Genomic DNA, 21,114 nt, shown 5'->3' with positions numbered 1-21,114 from the left:
CCCGGTCCCGCCTAGAGGTCGAGGGCGCGCACAATCGGCACCCCGGCGCGGTAGGCGAGGTGCAGGTGGCTCGGCCCGTCGATGACGGCGAGCTCGGCCGGCCGGCCCGGTGCGAGGCGACGGTCGAGGCCGAGCGACCGGGCCGACACCGCCGTCGCGGCGTGGAGTGCCTCTGCCGGCGTCATCCCCATCTCGCGCACTGCGAGGGCGATGGCGAAAGGCATCGAGGACGAGTAGCAGGTGCCCGGGTTGCAGTCGCTGGCCAGGGCCACGTCGACACCCGCGTCGATGAGGTGGCGCGCGTCGGGGTAGGGCGAACGCGTCGAGAACTCCACTCCCGGAAGGAGGGTCGCGACCGTCGATCCACGAGCGGCGACGAGCGCGTCGACGTCGGCACTGCTCAGGTAGGTGCAGTGGTCGACGCTTCGTGCTTCGAGCTCGCAGGCGAGCTGCACCCCCGGGCCGTGGCCGAGCTGGTTGCCGTGCACCCGCAGCGCCAGCCCCGCGGCCCGCCCGGCCTCGAGGACGACCCGTGCCTCGTCACCGTCGAAGGCGTGGGTGGAGTGCGGCTCGCAGAAGACGTCGATGCTCTCGGCCAGCGCGGCGCCGCCCGCGGCGACGACGGCGTCCAGCATCGGACCGACGACGAGCTCGAGGTATGCCGTCCGGTCGGCAGCGTGCTCTCGTGGCACGACATGGGCCCCGAGGAACGTTGTGTGAGAGGTGAACTCGCGTGCGATGCGGAGAGAGCGCAGCTCGTCCTCCACGGTGAGGCCGTAGCCGCTCTTGATCTCGACCGTCGTCGTTCCCTGCGCCCGCATCTCGGCGACGCGCGACGCCACGTGGGCGCGCAGCTCCTCGTCGGAGGCGGCGCGGGTCGCGGCGACCGAGACGGCGATTCCGCCGCCGTCGTAGGGCGTGCCGGTCATGCGGGCGGCGAACTCCGCCGAGCGGTCGCCCGCGAAGACGAGGTGCGTGTGGGAGTCGACGAAGCCGGGGATGACGGCGCGACCACCGAGGTCGCGCCGCTCGTCGGCGTCGGGAGCGTCTGCCGCGCGGCCGACCCACTCGACGACGGCGTCGGGGCCGGTGTCCGACACGACAAGTGCGGCGTCACGGACGATCCCGAGCAGGCGGTCGCCCGGGTCGGTGCCGGCACCGGCGTGCTCGCTGCGCTCGGGGTCGTTCGTCGTCAGCTCCGTGATACCGGTGAGGAGGACGCTCACGAGTTCACGGCTCCGGCGACCCTCTGGATGGAGAGGCCGAGCAGACGGCCCACGTCGCCGATGCGGTGCCGACCGTCACTGACGACGACGTCACCGCCGACGACGACGGTCGACACGTCGGCGGCGACGGACGAGTAGATGATCTGTTCGGGGGCCGAGCCCGCCGTGTTGACCGTGTCGGTGCGCACCGTGACGAAGTCGGCGAGGGCACCCTTGGAGAGGTGGCCGCCGTCCGACCAGCCGAGCGCCCGGTAGCCGTTGAAGGAGCCCGCGAGGAGCAGGTCGTTGGCCGAGAAGCGGTCACGCTCGTTGGTGACGAGGCGCTCGTGCATCTCGATGCCACGCAGCTCGACGAACGGGTCGATGATGACGTGCTGGTCGGTGCCGAGCGAGATCGGGCTGCCGGCGTCGTGCAGGGCCCGGCTCGGGCCGATGCCGTCGGCGAGGTCGCGCTCGGTCGTCGGACAGATGCACGCCCCGGTGCCCGTGCCCCCGAGCAGCTCGATGTCGTGCTCGGTCAGGTGCGTCGCGTGCACGCTCGTGAGGTTGCTGCCGAGCGCCCCGGCCTCGTCGAGCAGCTCGGTCGGCGTGTGGCCGTAGAACATCTGGCAGGCGAGGTTCTCGCCGTGCTGCTCCGAGAGGTGGACGTGCAGCGGCAGCGACCCCGCGGCCGCCACGACCTGCGGCAGGTCTTCTCGGCGCACGGCACGCACGGAGTGGATCGCAGCCCCGAGCCGCACCCGGTCGGTCTCCGGCGAGCGCGCCGCCATGCGCTCGGCCCACTTGTCGACGGTGCCGTCGCTGAAGCGCCGCTGCCCGGGGTGCAGCTCGATGTGGCCACCTCCGTTGAGGCCGCCCTCGAGGTAGCAGGTGTCGAGCAGCGTGAGGCGGATCCCGGCCTCCTCAGCGGCCTGGCGCACCGCGAGGCCCATGGCGTTCGGGTCCCGGTAGGGCTGGCCGCCGGGGCGGTGGTGCACGTAGTGGAACTCGCCGACCACGGTGAAGCCGGCGAGCACCATCTCGGCGAAGACGGCGCGCGCCAGGGCGAAGTACGTGTCGGGGTTGAGCTGCTCGGCCGCGGCATACATCTGCTCGCGCCAGCTCCAGAAGTTGCCGCCCCCGCCGTTGACCCGGCCACGGAGGGCCCGGTGGAAGGCGTGGCTGTGGGCGTTGGCCATGCCGGGCAGCGTGACACCCGCGAGGCGGATGTCGTCGGGCTCGGGGTCGGCCCCGACGAGGACGTCCTTGATGAGTCCCTCTTGCGTGACGAGTCGAACCCTGCGGGCGAATCCGCCTGTGAGCCATGCGCTCTCGCACCAGTAGGCGGTCATCGGGCGTCTCTCATGGGGGCGGCGTCCTTCCGGGTGCAGAGGTCGGTGACGACGGCAGCGAGCGCTGCCACCCCATGGTGGCAGTCCTCGGCGGTCGCGGACTCGGCAGGTGAGTGTGAAACTCCTGTGGGATTGCGCACGAAGATCATCGCAGCCGAAACCCCGTGTGTGGCAAGGATCCCCGCATCATGCCCCGCCCCGGTGCCGAGCAGGGGGGCGTCGGGCAGGACATCGCGCAGGCGGCTGACGAGCGACGCGTCGAAGTCGGTGGTCGGCGTCCACGACTCCTCGCGCACGGTGCCGCCCAGTCGCTCGGCCTCGGCGGTGACGGCCTCCACGGTGGCTCGCACCGCCGGCGCACTGTGCCCGCGCGCGTCGAGCCAGGCCGTGACGTGGCTCGCGATGGCGTTGACCCCGCCCGGCTGCACGTGCACCTTGCCCACGGTGGCGACGCAGCCCAGCCCCACGGCATACGACCGGGTGGCGTGCACGACGTCGGCGAGCGAGAGCATCGCGTCGTGCCGGTCCTCGAGGCGGGTGGTGCCGGCATGGTTGGCCTCACCCGGCAGGTCGACGCGCCAGCGGCCGTGCGGCCAGATGTCGGTGCCGACTGCGACGGCGCGCGAGGGGTCCGTGAGGTCGTCGGAGCCGTCGGGCGCGAGCGCGAGAGCCTTGCCCTGCTCGACGTGCAGCTCGACGAAGCGACCGATGCGGCGCAGAGCCTCCGGGTCGGGGCCGAGCAAGTCGGGGTCGCGGCCGGCGGCGCGCCACGCCTGCGCCATCGTCACGCCGTCGACGTCGGTGAGCGAGCGCGCCCGGTCGGCGTCGAGGGCGCCGGTGATGATGCGTGAGCCGGCACAGGCGACGCCGAAGCGAGCCCCCTCCTCGTCGACGAAGTTGACGACGCCGAGCGGCACGTCCGGCTGCACTCCGCGGGCGCGCAGGGCGTCGACGACGGCGAGCGCGCTGACGACGCCGAGCGGGCCGTCGAAGGCCCCGCCGTCGGGCACGGAGTCGAGGTGCGAGCCGATGACGACACCGGGGGTGACGTCGGGGTCACCCCACCAGGCCCACTGGTTGCCGGCCCGGTCCTCGACGACCTCCAGACCGCGCGCCGTGCACTCCCCCACGAACCACTCGCGCAGGTCGTGGTCGGTGCGCGTCCACGCGAAGCGCCGGTAGCCGCCCGTCTCGGGCGCGCGGCCGACGGCCTCGAGCTGCGCCCACATCCGGTCGAAGGGGGCGCTGTCGAGGGGGGCGGTGTCGACAGGGCCGCTGTCGAGGGGGGCAGTCACGACGATCTCCGATCTTGGGGCCGGCGTGCTGCGCCGGCGACGTTACTAGGCTGTTCGACATGGACTCTTCGGGTGCCCCTGACCGCGACGACACCGACGAGCGTAGTGACTCCGACGCCATCCGCACCCCGGCGGTCGATGCGGTGCGCGAGGCGGGCATCGAGCACACGGTGACCCGGCACGGCCGGGTCGCCAGCCTCGAGGAGGCTGCTGCCGCGCGGGGCATCGAGCCGCGCGACCTCATCAAGACCCTCGTGGTGCGCCGCTCGGAGGACGAGCACGTCTTCGTGCTCGTGCCGGGCAACCGCACGTTCTCCTGGGCCAAGGTGCGGGCCCTGCTCGGCACGAACCGCATCTCGATGCCCGACGCCGACACCGCCAGAGCGGTCACGGGCTACGAGCGGGGCACGATCACCCCGTTCGGCTCCGTGACCCGGCTGCCCGTCATCGCCGACACACACCTCGTGGGTCGCCGGATCTCGATCGGCGGCGGCGCTCACGGCGTCGGCCTCACCGTGCAGGGCGACGACGTCATCCGCCTCTTCGACGCGACCGTCGCCGACATCTCCGACGAGGAGACCCGCCGCCCCTGACGTCGAGTGGCCACACCTGGCCGCCCCCTCCGAGTCGAGTGGCCACACCTGGCCGCCCCATCCGAGTCGAGTGGCCACACCTGGCCGCCCCATCCGAGTCGAGTGGCCACACCTGGCCGCCCCATCCGAGTCGAGTGGCCACTTCTGGCCCCCGCCCACCGCCCCTCCGGTCGCCTGGGCGCACACTGGGTCCATGTCACGAGCCCCCCTGCCGACCAAGCCGTGCGCCCGGTGCGGTCGCACGATCACCTGGCGCAAGGCGTGGGCTCGCGACTGGGAGTCGGTGCGGTGGTGCTCCGACAGCTGCCGCAAGCACGGCCTGACCCAGGTCGACCTGCAGCTGCAGGACACGCTCGAGGCGCTGCTTGACGCCCGGGCGAGCGACGCGTCTGTGTGCCCGAGCGAGGCCGCCCGCGCGGTCGGCGCCGACGACTGGCGCGAGCTCATGGAGCCGGCACGCATGGCCGCGCGGCGACTCGTCGGCGCCGGCCTCGCACAGATCACGCAGGGTGGGCAGGTCATCGACCCGGACCACGCCAAGGGGCCGATCCGGGTGCGCCGCCCCCGCTGACCCCCGCACACCCCTGGTTCGATGTACCGGCACGGCGCAGAGGCCGCGGAGACACATCGAACCGGGGAGCGTGAGGGTGGCGGACTGCATACGGCCTCTCAGCCCTCCTGCATCGGGATGCGGACTCCACGCTCGTGCGCGACGCGGTCGGCGATGTCGTAGCCGGCGTCCACGTGCCGGATGACGCCCATGCCGGGGTCGTTGGTGAGCACGCGCGCGAGCTTCTGCGCCGCGAGGTCGGTGCCGTCCGCGAGGGAGACCTGGCCGGCGTGGAGGCTGCGGCCGATGCCGACACCACCACCGTGGTGGATCGAGACCCAGCTCGCGCCCGAGCTCGTGTTGACGAGCGCGTTGAGCAGCGGCCAGTCGGCGATCGCGTCGGAGCCGTCGGCCATGGCCTCGGTCTCGCGGTAGGGGCTCGCGACGGAGCCGCTGTCGAGGTGGTCGCGGCCGATGACGATCGGCGCCGACAGCTCGCCCGTGCGCACCATCTCGTTGAACTTCAGGCCGGCCTTGTCACGCTCGCCATAGCCGAGCCAGCAGATGCGAGCAGGCAAGCCCTGGAAGGCGATCCGGTCCTGCGCGCCGCGGATCCACTTGTGCAGGCGGTCGTTGTCGGGGAAGAGCTCGAGCACGGCCTTGTCGGTCGCCGCGATGTCGCGCGGGTCGCCCGAGAGGGCGGCCCAGCGGAACGGACCCTTGCCCTCGCAGAAGAGCGGGCGGATGTAGGCCGGCACGAAGCCGGGGAACTCGAAGGCGCGGTCGTAACCGCCCTGACGGGCCTCGTCGCGGATCGAGTTGCCGTAGTCGAAGACCTCGGCGCCGGCGTCCTGGAACTCGACCATCGCCTTGACGTGCTTGGCCATCGAGGCGCGGGCGCGGTCGGTGAAGTCCTCGGGCTTCTTCTCGGCGTAGTCGGCCCAGTCCTCGAGCGCGACGCCCTCGGGCAGGTAGCTGAGCGGGTCGTGGGCCGACGTCTGGTCGGTGACGATGTCGATCTCGACGCCGCGACGCAGGAGCTCGGGGAAGATCTCGGCCGCGTTGCCGACGACACCGACCGACCAACCGCGACGCTCGCGCTTGGCGGCGAGCGCCTTGTCGATCGCGTCGTCGAGGTCCTTCGCGACCTCGTCGAGGTAGCGGTGCTCGACACGCCGGTGGAGGCGAGCCGGGTCGACGTCGACGATGAGGCAGGCGCCGTCGTTCATCGTCACGGCGAGCGGCTGGGCGCCGCCCATGCCACCGCAGCCACCGGTGAGGGTCAGCGTGCCGGCGAGCGTGCCGTTGAAGCGCTTCTCGGCGACGGCAGCGAAGGTCTCGTAGGTGCCCTGGACGATGCCCTGGGTGCCGATGTAGATCCACGAGCCGGCCGTCATCTGGCCGTACATCGTCAGCCCCATGTGCTCGAGCCGGCGGAACTCGGGCCACGTCGCCCAGTCGCCGACGAGGTTGGAGTTGGCGATGAGCACGCGCGGCGCCCACTCATGCGTCTGCATGACGCCGACGGGACGGCCGCTCTGGACGAGCATCGTCTCGTCCTGCTTGAGCGTGGTGAGGGTGCGCACCATGGCGTCGAACGACTTCCAGTCGCGCGCCGCCCGGCCCGTGCCGCCGTAGACGACGAGGTCGTCGGGCCGCTCGGCGTTCTCGGGGTCGAGGTTGTTCATCAGCATCCGCAGCGGGGCCTCGGTGGCCCACGACTGCGCGGTCAGCTGCGTGCCGCGAGCCGCGCGGACGGGTCGTGCACCTTCCATGTCAGTTCCCTTCTCGTTCAGTCATTTTCCAACGATGTATGCCGTGAGGCCGGTTGGCCGTGCCCCGCTCCCCTTGTCGTCGAGCGGCCATCTCGTGCCGCCCAACTGTGGCCACTCGACGTGGTCGAGGCGACCAGGTGTGGCCACTCGACGTGGTTGAGGCGACCAGGTGTGGCCACTCGACGGGTCAGTTGAGGGGGCCGGTGACGGACTCGGCCGCCGCGACGACGGCTCGCTCCTGCACTGCCCGCCAGGCGCCCTCGATGTCGGGGGCGAGGAAGCGGTCGGGCCCGGGGGCCACGTTCGTGTGCGAGCCCAGCGCGGTGATGACGGCCGCCGTCGCGGGCGCCGGCTCGAGCGGAGCGCGCAGCTGGATGCCGCGTGCGGCCGTCAGCAGCTCGATGGCGAGCACCCGGCTGAGGGCGTCGACCGACCGGCGCAGCTTGCGGGCACCGGACCAGCCCATCGAGACGTGGTCCTCCTGCATGGCCGAGCTCGGGATCGAGTCGACCGACGCCGGCACCGCGAGGCGCTTCAGCTCCGAGACCATCGCGGCCTGGGTGTACTGCGCGATCATCAGGCCGGAGTCGACACCGGGGTCGTCGGCGAGGAAGGGCGGCAGGCCGTGGTTGCGGGCCTTGTCGAGGAAGCGGTCGGTGCGGCGCTCGGCCATCGAGGCGACGTCGGCGGCGACGATCGCGAGGAAGTCGAGCACGTAGGCGACGGGCGCTCCGTGGAAGTTGCCGTTGGACTCGACCCGGCCGTCGAGGGTGACGACGGGGTTGTCGACGGCCGAGGCGAGCTCGGCCGCGGCGACCCGGGCCGCGTGGTCGACGGTGTCGCGGGCCCCGCCGTGCACCTGCGGGGCGCAGCGAAGCGAGTAGGCGTCCTGGACCCGGGTGTCCTCGTCGTTGTCGTGCGAGGCGCGGATGGGCGAGTCGGCGAGAACGCTACGGATGTTGGCGGCGGACGACGCCTGGCCGGGCTGGGGGCGCAGCGCCTGCAGGTCGGCGGCGAAGACGTCGTCGCTGCCCATGAGACCCTCGACGCTCATCGCGGCGGAGATGTCGGCGACCCGGAGCAGGTGGCGCAGGTCGTCGATGGCGAGCACGAGCATGCCGAGCATGCCGTCGGTGCCGTTGATGAGGGCAAGGCCCTCCTTCTCGGCGAGCTGGACCGGCTCGATCCCGTTGTCGCGCATGGCAGTTGCCGCGTCGGTGAGGGTGCCATCGGCGAGACGCACCGGCCCTTCACCCATGACGGCCAGCGCGCAGTGCGACAGCGGCGCGAGGTCGCCGGAGCAGCCGAGCGAGCCGTACTCGTGCACGACGGGGGTGATGCCGGAACTGAGCAGCGCGGCATACACCCGGGCCGTCTCGAGGCGCACCCCGGTGCGGCCGGTTGCGAGGGTCGAGAGGCGCAGCAGCATGAGCGCGCGCACGACCTCGCGCTCGACCTCGGGCCCGGTGCCAGCGGCGTGGGAGCGCACGAGCGAGCGCTGCAGCTGGGCGCGCAGCGGCGTCGGGATGTGGCGGGTGGCAAGAGCGCCGAAGCCGGTCGAGACGCCGTAGTGGGGCACGGTGTCGTGGGCCAGCGCCTCGACGACCTCACGGCTGCGGGCGATCTCCGCCTCCGCCTCCGCCGAGATCTCGACAGCCGCCTCGTGGCGGGCGACGGCGATGATCTCCTCGAAGGCGAGCGGTCCGACGCCGACCGTCACGGTGGCCCGGCCCTGCGTCACGGGGTGCGTTGAGTTCATGTCTCCATGGAACCGCCCCCGGGGTGGTGCGCGACACCGTGAGGGAGCACAATCGTCTCAGATGCGAGACGTCAGCCCTCAACGCCGATGGGAGTGGTCGAGATGTCCAATGCGCCCGCTGCGGCCCACGCGCTCGACGTGCTCGAACACCTGTCGCGACACGCCGAGCCGGTGCCGGCGGCCTCGATCGCCCGCGACCTCGGACTGCCGCGCAGCTCGGTCTACCACCTGCTCAAGGTTCTCCACGCGCGTGGCTACGTCACCCACTACGTCGAGGAGCGTCGCTTCGGTCTGGGACAGGCGGCCTACGAGCTGGGCTCGGCCTACCAACGCCAGGCGCCGCTCGCCCGCGTCGCGCGGGCCGCGATGCGCCGGCTCGTCGACCAGTGCGCCCGCAACGCGCACTTCGCAACCCTCGACGGACGTGACGTCATCTACCTGCTCGAGGAGCGCGCGGCGGGCCAGCCGATGCTCGTCACCGACGTCGGGGTGCGCCTGCCGGCCCACCTCACCGCGAGCGGTCTCGCGATGCTCTCCGCCCTGCCGGCGAGCCAGGTGCGCGCCCTCTATCCCGACCGGGCCAGCTTCGTGCAGCGCCACGGCACAGGCCCGCGCGGCCTGCCCGAGCTGCGCAGCATGCTCGCCCAGGTGCGCAGCGCCGGTCACGCGCTCGAGGTGGGCACCGTGACCCCCGACCTCTCCTCGGTGGCCGTCCCGGTCATCGACCGCGGGGGCCGGCCCCTCGCAGCCATCGCCGTCACGCTGCGCACCGACGACGCGACCCCGGAGCACGTCGCCGAGCTCGTCGCACGCGTGCGCTCGACGGCCACCGAGATCGGGCGCCGGCTCAGCCCCGCCACCCGCGCATGACGCCGAATGCCCACCAGGGTGGCGAATTCCCCGCGACAGCAGCATTGCCCGTCTCCTAGGGTGCCGGGCATGAACGTCTTCCTCATCGGCGGCGGCTGGTCGGACGAGCTCGCGCCGGAAATCTACGGCGGCTTCATCACCGCCGCCGCGGCGGCCGCGGCAGTCGGCGCCGCCCCCGACGCCGCCACAGTCCCATCAACCCGACCGCGCGTCCTGCTCGTCCTCATGGGCACCGACGAGGAGTCGCTCGACTACCACCAGCGCTACCTCCACAAGCTCGAGCTCGTCGGCGGTCACGACCTCGAGGTCGTGCGCGTGCCGGAGGGAACCCCGGTCGACCCGGCGGTCGTCGAGCGCCTGGTCGACGTCGACGGCCTCTTCGTCGGAGGAGGCCCGACGCCGGAGTACCACGCGTCGCTCGAGCCGGCATACGGCCGCATCAAGGAGCGCGTCGCGGAGGGGATGGCCTACGCGGGCTTCTCGGCCGGCGCCGCGATCGCGGGCAGCCACGCCGTCATCGGCGGCTGGCGCATCGACGGCGCGCCCGTCTGCCCGGAGGACAGCAACGAGGAGCTCGACCCCGTCACAGTGGTTCGGGGCATCGGCCTCGTCGAGGGCGCCGTCGACGTGCACGCGGCCCAGTGGGGCAACGTCTCGCGACTCGTCGCCGTCGTCGAGGGGGGTCTCGCGCCCCATGGCATCGCCATCGACGAGGACACGGTGCTCGGCCCGGACGGCCGCGTCCACGGAGCCGGCCGTGTCTGGCAGGCCACCCGGGGAGACTCCGGCGCGGTGACGCTGACGACGAAGGGCGCTGCCACGCAGCCTCGATAGGGTCGGCCCATGCGCGCGATCACGATCCCGGAGCCGGGCGGCCCTGACGCCCTCGTGCTCGACGAGGTGCCTGCCCCCGAGCCCGCTGCCGGCGAGGTGCTCATCGACGTCGTGGCCGCAGGGGTCAACCGTGCCGACGTCATGCAGCGGCTCGGCCACTACCCGCCCCCGCCCGGGGCGTCGGAGTATCCCGGACTCGAGGTGAGCGGCCGCGTCATCGCCGTCGGCGACGACGTGCAGCAGTGGCAGCCCGGCGACGAGGTGTGCGCGCTCATCGACGGCGGTGGCTACGCCGAGCGGGTCGTCGCTCCGGCCGGCCAGGTGCTGCCCGTGCCCCGTGGCGTCTCGCTCGTCGACGCGGCGGGCCTGCCGGAGGTCGCGGCCACGGTGTGGTCCAACGTCTTCCTCGTCGCCAACATCCAGCCGGGCCAGGTGCTCCTCGTGCACGGTGGCAGCTCCGGCATCGGCACGATGGCGATCCAGCTCGCCAAGGCCGTCGGCGCCCGCGTCGCCGTCACCGCCGGCAGCCGCGAGAAGCTCGACTTCTGCGCGTCGCTCGGCGCCGACTTCCTCGTCAACTACCGCGACGAGGACTTCGCCCCGCGGGTGCGTGAGCTGACGGGCGGCCACGGCGCCGACGTCATCCTCGACAACATGGGCGCGAAGTACCTCGCGCGCAACGTCGACCTCCTCGCCCCCGGCGGCCGCCTCGTGACCATCGGTCTCATGGGTGGGCGCAAGGCCGAGCTCGACCTCGGCACGCTGCTCGCCAAGCGCGGCGCCGTCATAGCGACCTCGCTCCGGTCGCGTCCCCCGATGGAGAAGGCCGCCATCGTCGCCGCGGTCCGCGAGCACGTGTGGCCGCTCATCGAGGCGGGCCAGGTGCGCCCCGTCATCCACTCGCGCCACCCGCTCGAGCACGCCGCCGAGGCCCACCGCGAGATGGAGGCCTCGGGCCACATCGGCAAGATCCTCCTCACCACCTGAGCACCCCGGGTGGCTGAGTCACCCGCCGCTGCCGTATGCCGTCCGGCCCGTTCCGCGTACCACGCCCGTAGGCCGTCCGGCCGGCGCTGCGCTCCCCGAGGGGACGATCCGGCCGTGTCGGACTCGTCCGCTGACGTGGGAGGTCGACCGGCGTACCGTCGATCGATGGACCACTTCGGCAGAAGCGGCCCCCGACGACAACGGGAGGTTCACGGTGTTCATCCAGGTCATCCAGGGTCGGTGCACCGACGCCGACGCACTCCACCGGCAGATGGACCGGTGGCGCGAGCAGCTCGAGCCGGGCGCGACGGGCTGGCTCGGCGGGACCTACGGCGTCACGGACGACGACGAGTTCGTCGGTGTCGTCCGGTTCGACTCACGGGCCTCGGCCGAGGCCAACTCGATGAGGCCCGAGCAGGGCCTGTGGTGGGAGGGGATGGCGCGGCTCTTCGACGGCGACGTCAGCTTCCACGACTGCGACGACGTCACGCTGATGCTGGACGGCGGCAGTGACGACGCCGGCTTCGTCCAGGTCATCCAGGGTCGCCTCAGCGACCCCGAGCAGTTCCGGCACATGATGGAGGGCCCGATGGACATGCTCCACGAGGCCCGGCCGGAGATCATCGGCGGCACCGTCGCCATCGATGCGGACGGCTTCTTCACCCAGACGATCTCGTTCCGCACGGAGGCCCAGGCCCGCGAGGGCGAGCAGAAGACCCCGCCTCCCGAGGGGCAGCAGGAGATCGAGCAGATGAACGCCCTCATGAGCGACGTCAGCTACCACGACCTCCACCACCCGTGGTTCGCCACGGCGGGCGCTCACTGACCGGCGCGCCCCTCTTGCCGACCCCCAACATACTCGGTATACATATCCCCACCTGAGGGAATACCGAGCATGTGGGGGGTTCGAGGATGTCCGTCAAGCAGGGGTTGCTCGCACTGCTGGCCGAGGAGCCGATGTACGGCGCCCGGCTGCGCAGCGAGTTCGAGGCACGCACCGGCGGCACGTGGCCGCTCAACGTCGGGCAGGTCTACACGACCCTGGCCCGTCTCGAGCGCGACGGCCTCGTCGAGCCGGTCGGGGGCAGCGACGACGAGGGCCGCATCGCCTATCGCCTCACCGCGGCCGGACGGTCCGAGATCGAGTCGTGGTGGCTCACCCCGGTCGACCGCGACTCGACGCCCCGCGACGAGCTCGTCATCAAGCTCGCCCTCGCCGTCACGTCTCCCGGCGTCGACGTCCCGCGCGTCGTCCAGACCCAGCGCACGGCCACGCTGAAGCACCTGCGTGACCTGACCCGGCTCAAGAGCCGGGCGAGCGACGAGCCCGACGCCCGCGACCTCGCCTGGCTGCTCGTCCTCGAGAACCTCCTCTTCGCCGCCGAGGCCGAGGTCCGCTGGCTCGACCACGTCGAGTCCACCCTGAGCCGTATGCCGGCAGCCGCGCTCCGCAGCACGGGCGCGGTGGGGGCTGCGGCCGAGCACGACGCCCCCCGGGCGCGGGCCGCGTCGAAGGGTGGCCGCTCGTGAGCACCTCCTCGGCGTCCGGTCCGGTGCTCGTCCTGGACGACGTCTCCCGGGTCCACGGCTCGGGCGAGACCGAGGTCGTGGCCCTCAGCCACGTGTCCCTGTCCGTCGCGCGGGGTGAGCTCGTGGCCGTCATGGGCCCGTCCGGCTCGGGCAAGTCGAGCCTGCTCAACCTCTCCGGTGGCCTCGACCGGGCGACGAGCGGGCGCGTCGTCGTCGACGGGGTCGACGTCTCGGCGCTCGACGCCAAGGGGCTGGCCGCGCTGCGGCGGCGCTCGATCGGCTTCGTCTTCCAGGACCTCAACCTCATCCCGAGTCTGACCGCCGCCGAGAACATCGGCCTGCCGCTCGAGCTCGACGGCTGGTCGGTGCGGCGGGCCCGGTCCCAGGCGCTCGACGCTCTCGACCAGCTGAGGCTGCGCGAGCTCGCCGACCGCTACCCCGACCAGATGTCGGGAGGTCAGCAACAGCGCGTCGCCATCGCGAGGGCCCTCGTCGGCGAGCGCACGCTCGTCCTCGCCGACGAGCCCACGGGTGCCCTCGACTCGCACACGGGCGAGGGCGTGCTCAAGATCCTGCGCCAGCGCTGCGACGCGGGGGCGGCGGGCCTGCTCGTCACGCACGAGGCCCGGCACGCGGCCTGGGCCGACCGGGTCGTCTTCCTCCGCGACGGTGTCATCGTCGACGAGACCGGCGCGGCCCCGACCGCGGACTCGCTTCTTACAGAGGCCCGCTGACGTGGCCGGCGCGAACTCCACGCCACGGACGTCACGTTTCGACCAGTGGCGCGCCGGCTGGCGCGTGTCGCTGCGGATGGCGCGCCGTGACGTCCGCCGCCACCGCGGCCGCAGCCTGCTCATCGTCATCATGGTCGGCCTACCCGTCCTGCTCCTCACCGCCGCGACAACGCTGTGGTTCACCGACGACCTCGACGCGTCCGAACGCCTTCCCTTCCAGCTCGGATCCAGCCAAGGCTTCGTCCTCGAACCCCAGTCCACACAGCTGCGCCAGCTGCTCGACCCGATGTCCCAGACGAGCTGGGACGGCGAGCCTCCCGCGTCGAGCCCCGTACCCGGGCTCACGAAGGGTGACGAGAAGGCGTCACTCGCGCGGCTGCTCGGGGCGCGGCTCACCGAGGTGACAACCACGCCCGCCACCCTCCGCGTCGGCGACCACTACCAGTCGGGCTCGGTCCTCGGGGTGGAGCTCGCGCACCCCGAGGCACTCGCGCCCAGGGTGAGCCTCGAGGCGGGTCGCTGGCCCACGGGTCCGGGCGAGGTGCTCGTGACCGTCCAGGGACTCGAGCACGGTCTCCCCGCCTCCGGGACGATCGGTCTGGGCCTGCTCGACCCGACCGGCGAGACCCCGGAGACCGCCGCGACCGTCGTCGGCGTCGGTCGTGGCTACGACACGCAGGGCAGCCAGTACTTCCAGCCGACCGACCTCGTCACGACGCCGCTGACGTCCGACGCCTCCCAGCGACAGTGGCTCGTCGACCGGGGCACCCCCATCACGTGGGGCGAGGTCGAACGCCTCAACACCTACGGCATCGGCGTCTTCAGCAGGTACGTCGCCGAGCACCCCGAGACGGTAACCCGGCAGCAGGAAGGCGAGGGCGGCCCCAGCACGACGCTGCTCGTCGTCTCCGTGGCATCGCTCGGGCTGGTGCTCCTGACGACGCTGCTCGCGGGCCCCGCCTTCGCGGTGAGCGCCGCTCGTCAGCGGCGCACCCTCGCGCTCGCGGCGTCCAACGGCGCGACCGCCGGGCAGCTGCGTCGCACCGTGCTCGCGCAGGCGCTGGTGCTCGGTGTTCTCTCGGCCGTCGTCGGCGCCCTCCTGGGCGTGACCGGAGGGGTGGGCGCCGTGGCGATCACCCGGATGGTCCGCCCCGACCTGCTCTACGGACCACTCCAGGTGCCGTGGGCGGCCGTCGGTCTGGTCGCCGCGGCGGCCATCATCAGCTCGGTCGTCGCCGCCGTCATCCCGAGCCGGGGGTTGGGACGGCTCGACGTCGTCTCCGTCCTCCGTGGCCAGAGCGTCTCGTCACCGTTGCGGCGCAGGGTGCCCTTGGTCGGCGTCCTCGTCGCGCTGGCGGGAGCAGCGACGGTCACCTGGGCTGCGTTCACCCGACCCGACTACGAGTTCGTCCTCTTCCTCGGCGGATCCGTGGCGATCGTGGTCGGATCGCTGCTCACGGTCCCGCTCGTCCTCGCTCTCGTCGCGAGGACGGCCCACCGTCTCCCGCTGCCCGTGCGGATGGCCGCTCGCGAGGCGGGCCGGCAACGCGGCCGCGCGACTCCGACGGTCGCCGCCATCATGGCCGGCGCCTCGGCGCTCACCGTCGTCTGCATCGGCCTCGAGGCCGACACGGTGCGCCAGGCCCGCGACCACGTCCCGGTCGTGAGGGAGGGGCAGGCCGTCATCCAGGGCACCACCTCACCCCAGCGCCTCCCGGAGCTCGCCCGCACCGTCGAGAGCAGCGCCCCCGGCGTCCACACGCTCGTCATCAACGACCTCGTCGACTACACCCAGCAGCAGGGGGCCGCCATGCTCGCCGCCATGCGTCCTGGCTGCGCCCTGCCGGACGTCGTGCCGGGGCCGGTGGGTGGCGACGTGGCGACCGAGCCCGACACCCGGTGCTCGACAGCGGCGAGCTTCGCGCGCAACTTCTCGGGCACGAGCATCCAGGCAGTCGACCTCGACCAGCTGACGCACTTCGTCGGTCTCACCGAGGAGCAGCGCGCTGCGATGAGCCGCGGGGCAGTCGCCGTCGTCGACCCACTCGACGTGGCCCAGCTCCCCCTGCCGGGCCCCACCGGGCACCTGCTGCGGGACATCGAGTCCTTGCGCCCGGTGACCATCGACGAGGACCGGGGCGTCGCGACCTTCGCGCTCTGGCGGCAGCGGCCGGGTGAGTCCGACACGACCGCGCCGCCTCGCGCGTCGGACGTGCGGACCCTCCGGCTCCCGGTCATCCACGTTCCCCGTGACCGCTGGAACCGCCTCGTCCTCATCTACAACGGCAGCCCCGCCGGCATCATCACGACCGACAGCGCGATCCGGCTCGGGCTGCCGGTGTCCCCGTCCGGTCTCATTGCTCGGGCCGACGGCGGCATCTCGACCGACCTCGAGGCGCGGCTGGGCGACGCCGTCATCGCGAGCCAGCGGGACGCGACCTTCATCGTCGAACGCGGCTACCAGCGTGACGACACGCTTGCCCTCGTCGTCATCTTCGGCGTCATCGGCCTCATCATCCTCGTCGCGACCCTCATCGCGACCGCCCTGAGCCAGACCGAGAACGCTCCCCTGCTCGGCACCCTCGCAGCAGTGGGCGCGACGAAGCGGACCAGGCGGGCGCTTGCTGGCTCGCAGGCGCTCTACCTGGGGATGCTCGGTGCTGTGATCGGCCTCCTCGTGGGCCTGGCGCCCGGTTTCGGGCTGGCCCGTGTCGTGCTCACCAGGGTCACCGAGGACGGAGTTCCCATCCAGCCCGAGAACATCCCGGTTCCATGGCTCCAGATCCTGGCCCCGGTGCTGCTCGTGCCGCTCGTGGCCGGTGCGCTCGCCTGGGTCTCGATCCGCCGCGCTCCCGTGGTGGTGCGCCGGGCCACCTGACCGCACGTGACTCCAGCTGACTCAACGTGACTCAGCACGCGGCATACCCCATGATCTCGGGGCCCGTGCGACCTGACGGGGGACGCGCGGGCCCCGACCCGTTGACCCAGCGGGTGCGGCAGGATGGGCGCATGAGCGACGACGCGAGCCGACACGGCCAGGGCACCGACTCCGACGCACAGCGCGACGAGGCGCGCGTCGTCATCGTCACTCCGGAGGGGATGGGGGTCTCGTCGCCCGAGGACTCGCCGCACGCGGAGGGCCGGTCTCACGAGCGCGACCGCGAACGCGAGCGCACGAACCCCGCCGACCTCGTCGAGGAGCCTGCGAAGGTCATGCGCATCGGCTCGATGATCAAGCAGCTCCTCGAGGAAGTGCGCAACGCGCCGCTCGACGAGGCGGGGCGGCGTCGGCTGGCCGACATCCACCACCGGTCGCTCGAGGAGCTCAAGGACGGCCTCGCCCCCGAGCTCGTCGACGAGCTCGACCGCATCGCGCTCCCCTTCGGCGAGGACTCCCCGAGCGACGCGGAGCTGCGCATCGCCCAGGCCCAGCTCGTCGGCTGGCTCGAGGGGCTATTCCACGGCATCCAGACCGCGCTCGTGGCCCAGCAGATGGCCGCGCAGCAACAGCTCCAGCAGATGCGGGCCCTGCCGCCTGGCCCCGGCGCCTCCTACGGCACCCCGCCCGGCATGCACCCCGACGGCGACGACCGCGACGGCCCGGCCGGCGGCCCCACCGGGCAGTACCTCTGAGACGCGTCACCCCTGACGCGTCTGTCCACACGTCCCCGACGAGGATCCTTTCCAGTCGGTGGCGGACGATGCACCTCCCCCAGAAAGCGTAGGAGCACTCCTACCGTTGCCGGTGGACCTCCACGCGCCCCCCGGGCATTCTCGAGACCTGGCTCCAGGAAGGGGGTACGCCATGCGAGGAAGCCGGGCTCGTGCGCGCATCGTGTCTGCGGCGGCGTCGATGGTGGCGCTGACCGCCCCTGCCCTCCTCTCCGCGGCAGGCGCTGCAGCCGCGGCGTCGATCCTCTACGTCGGCGGCCCCGGCTGCAGCGATGCGGGCACGGGGACCGCCTCGGCGCCCTACTGCACCATCGCCAAGGCGGCCAAGGTGGCCGTCGCCGGCCAGACCGTCGTCGTCGCCGACGGCACCTACGTCGACGAAGTGTCCCCGTGGAGGTCCGGCACGCCGACGGCCCCCATCGTCTTTCGCCCGGCCGACGGCGCTCGGGTCGTCATCGATGGCCCGCGGCACGGCTTCACCATCTCGAACCAGAGCTGGATCTCCGTCTCCGGCTTCGAGATCGACGACACGACGGGGTCTGGGGTCTACGTCTACAACGCGACCGGAGTCACGTTGAGGGGCAACATCATCCGCAGCTCCGGCACACGCGTGCAGGGGTACTCGCAGTACGGGATGTATCTCAACTCGATGAAGAGCTCCACGGTTGTCGGCAACCTCGTGACCGACAACTCCGCTTCTGGCATCTACGTCACCAACGCGTCGAGCGCGGTGACGATCGCGGGCAACGAGGTGTCCTGGAACGCCTACGGCTACGTGCGCAACGCCGTGGGAATCGACCTGCGGTCGGGGCCGAACCTCATCAAGGACAACAGGATTCACGACAACGAGGACTCGGGCATCCAGCTCTACCCGGGGGGCGACAGCAACACCGTCGTCGACAACGTCGTCTACCACAACAAGGGCTTCACGTCGGTGCAGCTGACCAACTGCAACCACCCACCCAGGGGTGCGGTGGACGGCTGCATCACCGGCGACCACGGCATCGACAACTACGGGGTCACGGGCAGCACCGTCGTGGGCAACACCGTCGTGGACAACGTGGCGGCCGGCATCAACGTCGAGGGCGTGACGGCCGGCACCCCCACCGGCATCGCACTGGCGAACAACGTCGCGGTCGACAACGCCGTGGCCTGCCCCGACGGCGCCGGCGGCACGGTGAAGTGCCCACGCACCCGGGGCAACGTGCGCGTCGATGCCACGTCGCAGACGGGGACCTCCCTCGACTCCGACCTGCTGTGGGTCAGCGCGATCGGTGAGACGCAGGCCGTCTGGGGCACGACCTCCTACAAGACCTTGGCCACCTTCCGTGCGGCGTCGGGCACGGAGGCGAGCGGCCTCGAGGCGGACCCGCTCTTCGTGGCTCGAGACCAGGGAGACCTGCGTCTTCGCAGCGGCTCACCCGCGATCGACTCGGCGAACTCCGCCGCTCCCGGTCAGCAGACCGCGGATGCCACCGGGGCTCCTCGGGTCGATGACCCGGCCACCCCCGACACCGGGCTCGGCCCACGCGCCTACGACGATCGTGGTGCGCTCGAGTACCAGCCCTGAGCAGGAGGGACGAGACGATGACCTCGACATCGCGTGCCTCGCGGTCGCGTGACCGCGGGTGGGCGCCTGTGATCGGGTCGGCGGTTGCGGCCGGAGCGCTCGCACTGGCCGTGACGATGTCCGCCCACGGGCAGCTCTGGACGGGCCGCGCCGGCGCTGCCGCAGCCAGCTCCCCCGCCGGCAGCTCCTCCGCACGGGCGAACCTCATCCGGGAGTGCGACGCCTCTCTGGCTCTCGCCTCGGCCTTGACCGCGCTTCCCACCCCCGCTGTCGCGCCCTCCTCCCCCAGAGGCGTGGCTGCCGGGGGTGGGGCTGGGGGTGGGGCGATGACGTCGCTTGCTGCCCTGCGCTCGAGGGCCGGTGCGCTCGCCGTGGCGACGACATCACCTGATCTGCGCGAGCTGCTCCAGAATGCCGCCGACGACGCCGCTGCCCACGAGGTGGGTCTCCGCACGGGAGACCTCGAGCGTCAGCGCGACACCGCGCTCGCCCTGCGGGGCGATGCGGCAGGCCTGCGCCGGTGGTGCACCGGTCGGGCCGGCTGACCGCTTCGTCCGGCCTGGCCGATGGCCCGCCCTACGTCAGGTGATGGAGAGCGCCCTCAGCGCGTCGACGGTGCCACCGAGCGGGGGTGCGGCCGCACCAGGTACCTGACGGTCTCCGCGAGGACGGCCACCGTCCGCCGCAGGCTGGGGTCGGCCAGGAACTCCTCGTCGACCACGACCCGCCTCGGCACAACCTCCTCGAGGTACCAGCGCTCGGTCAGGGCCTCGACCTCCGCAGCCTCGGCCCCCGTCTCCGGTACCCGTGCGCAGGTCGGCGTCGCGTCACGCATCCGCACCTGGACCGGCCCGGTGAGGCCGGGAGTGTGTTGCAGCACCCACCGACTCGACGCGGGGTAGCGCACCGCCAGCGACACCGTCTCGGGTCGAGGCCCGACGAGGGTCATGTCTCCGCGCAGGATGTTGACCAGCTGAGGGAGCTCGTCGATCGACGTCCGCCGGAGGACGTCTCCCACGCGCGTGACGCGTGGGTCATCCGCCAGGGTGATGCCCGGACCCGCGGCGTCGACGACCATGGTCCGCAGCTTGAGAATCGTGAACGGCCGCTCCCCCGCGCCCATGCGCTGCTGGCGGAAGAGCACCGGCCCTGGGCTGCCAGCGCGGACGAGCACGGCCGCGACTGCCAGCACGGGTGCCGACACCACGAGTCCCACCCCTGCCAGGGTGATGTCGAGGGCCCTTCTGCCCCTGGACAGGGGCACGCCGGGCGTCCGGCTGGCCACCACCTCCCTGCCTCCGAGGGTGGCGGCGCGGCTGCGGCCACTCACCCGGTGCCGGCTGCGACGAGCACTGCGTCGAAGAGGCGCGACGCCGCCGCGACGTCGTGGTCGAGGTCCACCTGGAGCGTGGAGGGCGACATGTGGGTCCACAGCTGTGCTCCCTTCTTCCTGCGTTCTTCAAGGGCGCGGGTCAGCGCGTTGTCGACCCCGCCCGGATCGGTGAGGTGCACCACGACGCCGTGGTAGCGCTGAGCCCACGTCCAGATGTCGACGGCTGCAGCGCCCTCGCTCAGGGGGATGTCGACGAACGTGTGCACGTCGGCCTCCGCCTCGGCCGGCGTGAGCGTGTAGCTGCCCGGATGGGCGAGCGCCTTGCGCGCCTGGAGGCGCACCCGGCTCCCCCACCGACGCACTGCTTCTCGCCACGCGGCTCGCATGGCGTCATCCCGCGTCGTCCCCTGGGCGGCATACCAGCTCTCATCTCTCAACCCGGCGCTGAGGTCGAGCACGTCGATGGCGCCGGAGGCGACGTAGCGGTCGACCGCGCCGAGGCTGGCGCCGGGGTCGCCGGCCCGAGCGGCGTCGCTGCACTCGTGCTGCACGTGGGTCGCGACCTTCGTCCACCCGAGGCAGCCGAGCTCGGGCACGACGACGTCGACGAGCACGCTGGCATCCGGGAGAGCCGCTCGGATGTCGGTGCGCGCCCGTCGCAGCAGGGCCAGCGCAGAGCTGGTGTCGGTGCCGTCGTGGTATCCGAGCTCGTCGGCGATCTTGATGCCGCGCACGCCGGGACGTCGCGCCAGGTCAAGCGTGATGGACAGGGCACGCCGGTATGCCGGCTCCCCCGCCTGCGACGCCGCGACGAGGTCCGTCTCCACCCAGACGCCGACGCCGTGCTGCGCGAGCCGGGTGGCCAGAGCGACGTACTTGGGCGCAGCGACTCCCGGCTGCGAAGGATCGTCTGACGCGCCGGCGTGAGACACCGGACCGTCGGCCCCCGTGGCCCCGGCCTGCACCGTGCACGCTGCGAGGGTCACGGAGAGCAGGGCGCACAGCAGGCAGGCCAGGACCGTCGTCCCGGGAGTCCCGCGTCGCCTGCTCATCGG

19 protein-coding genes are annotated in these 21,114 nt (G+C 72.3%); 12 read left to right on the top strand and 7 right to left on the bottom strand.

From position 1 onward, the window contains the following. Window positions 1-11 precede the first annotated feature (11 nt). Genes hutI through FHX52_RS13860 form a run of 3 tightly spaced genes read right to left on the bottom strand, consistent with a single transcriptional unit; the run spans window position 12 to window position 3,786 of the window. On the bottom strand, window positions 12-1,226 hold the full coding sequence (hutI, locus tag FHX52_RS13870; RefSeq protein WP_141822946.1) for an imidazolonepropionase: 1,215 nt from the start codon (window positions 1,224-1,226) through the stop codon (window positions 12-14). Then, window positions 1,223-2,557, bottom strand: a complete 1,335-nt coding sequence (locus FHX52_RS13865) for a formimidoylglutamate deiminase (RefSeq protein ID WP_141822945.1) — start codon at window positions 2,555-2,557, stop codon at window positions 1,223-1,225. Before FHX52_RS13865 ends, hutI begins: the two co-directional genes overlap by 4 nt. Further along, window positions 2,554-3,786 (bottom strand): allantoate amidohydrolase, encoded by a 1,233-nt coding sequence (locus FHX52_RS13860; protein WP_141823702.1) that lies wholly within the window; start codon window positions 3,784-3,786, stop codon window positions 2,554-2,556. The genes FHX52_RS13865 and FHX52_RS13860 overlap by 4 nt, the downstream gene beginning before the upstream one ends. Window positions 3,787-3,911: 125 nt before the next feature. On the opposite strand from FHX52_RS13860, the gene FHX52_RS13855 reads away from it, so the two are divergent. Beyond that, window positions 3,912-4,445 (top strand): aminoacyl-tRNA deacylase, encoded by a 534-nt coding sequence (locus tag FHX52_RS13855; RefSeq protein ID WP_141822944.1) that lies wholly within the window; start codon window positions 3,912-3,914, stop codon window positions 4,443-4,445. A 193-nt stretch (window positions 4,446-4,638) separates the two neighbouring features. Continuing rightward, window positions 4,639-5,016: a DUF2256 and DUF3253 domain-containing protein gene (locus tag FHX52_RS13850; protein WP_141822943.1), complete on the top strand. Its 378-nt coding sequence runs from the start codon at window positions 4,639-4,641 to the stop codon at window positions 5,014-5,016. A gap of 98 nt (window positions 5,017-5,114) precedes the next feature. Here FHX52_RS13850 and hutU read toward each other — a convergent pair whose 3' ends face one another. Together hutU and hutH are read right to left on the bottom strand one after the other, a co-directional pair. Continuing rightward, complete coding sequence (gene hutU, locus FHX52_RS13845; protein ID WP_141822942.1) at window positions 5,115-6,770, bottom strand: urocanate hydratase; 1,656 nt, start codon at window positions 6,768-6,770, stop codon at window positions 5,115-5,117. Between the two features lie 187 nt (window positions 6,771-6,957). Next, a complete protein-coding gene (gene hutH / locus FHX52_RS13840) occupies window positions 6,958-8,529 on the bottom strand; it encodes a histidine ammonia-lyase (RefSeq protein WP_141822941.1) in 1,572 nt (523 codons plus the stop codon). A gap of 102 nt (window positions 8,530-8,631) precedes the next feature. Here hutH and FHX52_RS13835 point away from each other — a divergent pair, with 102 nt between their 5' ends. The 10 genes from FHX52_RS13835 to FHX52_RS23890 all read left to right on the top strand — a co-directional run bounded on the left by FHX52_RS13835 (window position 8,632) and on the right by FHX52_RS23890 (window position 19,271). Further along, window positions 8,632-9,399, top strand: a complete 768-nt coding sequence (locus FHX52_RS13835) for an IclR family transcriptional regulator (protein ID WP_141822940.1) — start codon at window positions 8,632-8,634, stop codon at window positions 9,397-9,399. Between the two features lie 69 nt (window positions 9,400-9,468). Next, window positions 9,469-10,233, top strand: coding sequence for a Type 1 glutamine amidotransferase-like domain-containing protein (locus tag FHX52_RS13830; RefSeq protein ID WP_185747286.1), 765 nt, complete (start codon window positions 9,469-9,471; stop codon window positions 10,231-10,233). A gap of 9 nt (window positions 10,234-10,242) precedes the next feature. Further along, window positions 10,243-11,220 (top strand): NAD(P)H-quinone oxidoreductase, encoded by a 978-nt coding sequence (locus tag FHX52_RS13825; RefSeq protein WP_141822938.1) that lies wholly within the window; start codon window positions 10,243-10,245, stop codon window positions 11,218-11,220. A 214-nt stretch (window positions 11,221-11,434) separates the two neighbouring features. Further along, window positions 11,435-12,046, top strand: coding sequence for a hypothetical protein (locus FHX52_RS13820; RefSeq protein ID WP_141822937.1), 612 nt, complete (start codon window positions 11,435-11,437; stop codon window positions 12,044-12,046). Window positions 12,047-12,132: 86 nt separating this feature from the next. Next, window positions 12,133-12,750 (top strand): PadR family transcriptional regulator, encoded by a 618-nt coding sequence (locus tag FHX52_RS13815; protein ID WP_141822936.1) that lies wholly within the window; start codon window positions 12,133-12,135, stop codon window positions 12,748-12,750. Further along, on the top strand, window positions 12,747-13,484 hold the full coding sequence (locus tag FHX52_RS13810) for an ABC transporter ATP-binding protein (protein ID WP_141822935.1): 738 nt from the start codon (window positions 12,747-12,749) through the stop codon (window positions 13,482-13,484). The genes FHX52_RS13815 and FHX52_RS13810 overlap by 4 nt, the downstream gene beginning before the upstream one ends. Before the next feature lies 1 nt (window position 13,485). Next, complete coding sequence (locus FHX52_RS13805; protein WP_141822933.1) at window positions 13,486-16,362, top strand: ABC transporter permease; 2,877 nt, start codon at window positions 13,486-13,488, stop codon at window positions 16,360-16,362. 131 nt (window positions 16,363-16,493) lie between these two features. Then, on the top strand, window positions 16,494-17,117 hold the full coding sequence (locus FHX52_RS13800) for a bacterial proteasome activator family protein (protein ID WP_141822931.1): 624 nt from the start codon (window positions 16,494-16,496) through the stop codon (window positions 17,115-17,117). Window positions 17,118-17,289: 172 nt separating this feature from the next. Further along, complete coding sequence (locus FHX52_RS13795) at window positions 17,290-18,726, top strand: right-handed parallel beta-helix repeat-containing protein (RefSeq protein ID WP_141822929.1); 1,437 nt, start codon at window positions 17,290-17,292, stop codon at window positions 18,724-18,726. A 17-nt stretch (window positions 18,727-18,743) separates the two neighbouring features. Next, on the top strand, window positions 18,744-19,271 hold the full coding sequence (locus FHX52_RS23890) for a hypothetical protein (protein ID WP_185747285.1): 528 nt from the start codon (window positions 18,744-18,746) through the stop codon (window positions 19,269-19,271). Between the two features lie 56 nt (window positions 19,272-19,327). Here the strand turns inward: FHX52_RS23890 and FHX52_RS13785 are convergent, their stop codons facing one another. Both FHX52_RS13785 and FHX52_RS13780 read right to left on the bottom strand, forming a co-directional pair. Then, a complete protein-coding gene (locus FHX52_RS13785; RefSeq protein WP_281288027.1) occupies window positions 19,328-19,990 on the bottom strand; it encodes a sugar transferase in 663 nt (220 codons plus the stop codon). Window positions 19,991-20,052: 62 nt separating this feature from the next. Next, window positions 20,053-21,111 (bottom strand): hypothetical protein, encoded by a 1,059-nt coding sequence (locus FHX52_RS13780; RefSeq protein WP_141822923.1) that lies wholly within the window; start codon window positions 21,109-21,111, stop codon window positions 20,053-20,055. Between the last annotated feature and the right edge of the window lie 3 nt (window positions 21,112-21,114).

This window comes from Humibacillus xanthopallidus, from assembly GCF_006717145.1.
Taxonomy (GTDB): Bacteria; Actinomycetota; Actinomycetes; order Actinomycetales; family Dermatophilaceae; genus Humibacillus; species Humibacillus xanthopallidus.
The sequence above is the reverse complement of the archived record's forward strand: the minus strand, read 5'-3'. Positions and strand labels throughout refer to the sequence as shown.